The sequence below is a fragment of the Streptomyces bobili genome, from assembly GCF_002154575.1.
In the GTDB taxonomy this organism is placed as follows: domain Bacteria; phylum Actinomycetota; class Actinomycetes; order Streptomycetales; family Streptomycetaceae; genus Streptomyces; species Streptomyces bobili.
Map to the genome: position 1 here is coordinate 1 of NZ_MUBA01000828.1, position 1,292 is coordinate 1,292.

The 1,292-nt window shown below is 74.8% G+C and carries 1 protein-coding gene; it reads left to right on the plus strand.

The window, feature by feature from the left end; translation table 11 throughout:
- Window positions 1-219: 219 nt before the first annotated feature.
- On the plus strand, window positions 220-1,292 hold a 1,073-nt coding region (locus BZL64_RS37985; protein WP_143663457.1), incomplete at its 3' end, for a DAK2 domain-containing protein.

The following is a 1,292-nucleotide window of genomic DNA, read 5'->3' on the forward strand; positions in this document are numbered from 1 at the left end:
ATCCCGGCATGCCGGGATCAAGATCGTGGGATCGAAGACCTGAGTGGCGCTGCCAGGAGGATGGCCCGATGGGATCGGGCAACCGGAGCAGCATACAACGGCTGCGCCAGTACAACGAAACTACCATGGCTGGTCAGGGCCCGGCCCCGGCCCTTCCCCCGGCGGAACCCCGCCCACCGTCTACGCTGCGTCCCAGTCCAGCAGCTCAGGGAGGCGCAGGTGCCGCAGGTGCCGCAGACATTCTTCGATGCTCTCGCGGTGCGCACCTGGTGTGGTCTCGCGCTCCGGGCGCTGGGACGCGCGCGTGAGGAGATCGACGCGATCAACGTGTACCCGGTCGCCGACGGGGACACCGGAACAAACCTCTACCTGACCATGGAGTCCGCCGTGACCGCCGTCGAGGCGGTGTTCACCGGCCACGCGGCCGGCTCCGGGACGGACGCCACCCCCACCCTCGCCGATGCCGCGCGCGCGATGGCGCACGGCGCGCTCATCGGCGCGCGCGGGAACTCCGGGACGATCCTGGCGCAGTTGCTGCGCGGGATGGCCCAGGTGCTCGCCGAGCGGGAGAGCCCCCGTACCGAGGCGGAGGGGCTGCGCCAGGCGCTGCGGCACGCGGCCGACTCCGCCCGCCGAGCTGTGGCCCACCCGGTCGAGGGCACGGTCCTGTCGGTCGCCTCGGCCGCCGCCGACGCGGCGGAAGGGGCCGAGGGGGACTGCGGGACGGTCGCGAGGGCGGCCCACCGGGGCGCGTGCACGGCACTCGCCGCGACGCCGGGCCAGCTGGCCGTCCTGGCGCGTGCCGGGGTGGTGGATGCGGGTGGGCGGGGACTGGTGGCGGTGCTCGCGGCGCTGGTGGAGACGTTCACGGGAGAGATACCGGTTTCCGAGGGGGGTGGCCGTGCCTTCGCGGGAGGCTCCTCGCTCGTGGGCGGGCCCCCCGTGAGGGAGGAGCCGTGCGCCGACGACGGCCACGGGAGCGGCGGGCCCGCCTTCGAGGTGATCTACCTGCTGGAGGCCGAGGACGCCGCCGTCGACCGGCTGCGCCGACGGCTCGACGGGCTGGGCGACTCCCTCGTCGTGGTCGGCGGGGACGGGCTGTGGAACGTACATGTGCACGTGGACGACGCCGGCGCCGCCGTGGAGGCGGGGGTCGAGGCCGGCCGGCCGTACCGGATCCGCATCACGCACTTCGGCGCCGACGACGTGCACGCGCGCGGGGGTGAGCGTGCGCCGCGCGAGCGTGTCCAGCGGGCGGTCGTCGCCGTCGTACCCGGCGAGGGCCTGGCCGG